This window comes from Paenibacillus doosanensis (assembly GCF_025060755.1).
GTDB classification, from domain to species: domain Bacteria; phylum Bacillota; class Bacilli; order Paenibacillales; family NBRC-103111; genus Paenibacillus_S; species Paenibacillus_S doosanensis.
Genome location: NZ_JANYUY010000105.1, coordinates 1 through 531, shown reverse-complemented (window position 1 = coordinate 531; position 531 = coordinate 1). Strand labels below are relative to the sequence as shown.

Below are 531 nucleotides of genomic sequence, written 5' to 3'. Positions count from 1 at the left end.
AAGCAGCCTTTAGGGTGTGAATCCGGTATTGAACCGGGCTCATACCCTTTAATTTTGCCTTAATCCGTTTGTGATTGTAGTAATCGATATATTGTTTGAGCTCTTTCTTAAAATGTTCCATGCTTTCAAACTCTTGTCTATATAAAAATTCGGATTTTAAGATGCCGAAGAAATTCTCAATAACCGCATTGTCATAGCAGTTTCCTTTGCGTGACATACTTTGTGTGATCCCACGTTTCTTTAATGCCTGCTGATATGGCCCCATTTGATAGTGCCAGCCTTGATCTGAATGAATCATCAGTTGATCTCCGTCATTTATATGTTCAAACGCTTTGTCCAGCATCTTGGAAACAAGGGAATAGACAGGGCGTGATTCTATTGTATAGGTGATAATTTCTCCACTAAATAAATCCAACATCGGGGCTAAGTAAACCTTCTCACCGAATAATTTGAACTCTGTAATGTCGGTTACCCATTTCTCATTGGGCTTCTTCGCTTTGAAATTTCGATCTAAAACATTCGGTGCTATTT

Annotated in this window: 1 protein-coding gene; it reads right to left on the bottom strand. The window is 38.6% G+C overall.

All coding sequences use genetic code 11. The annotated features are described in order from the left end of the window. The coding region (locus tag N0M98_RS33495; RefSeq protein ID WP_259620498.1) for an IS3 family transposase at positions 1-531 on the bottom strand (531 nt) is incomplete at both ends.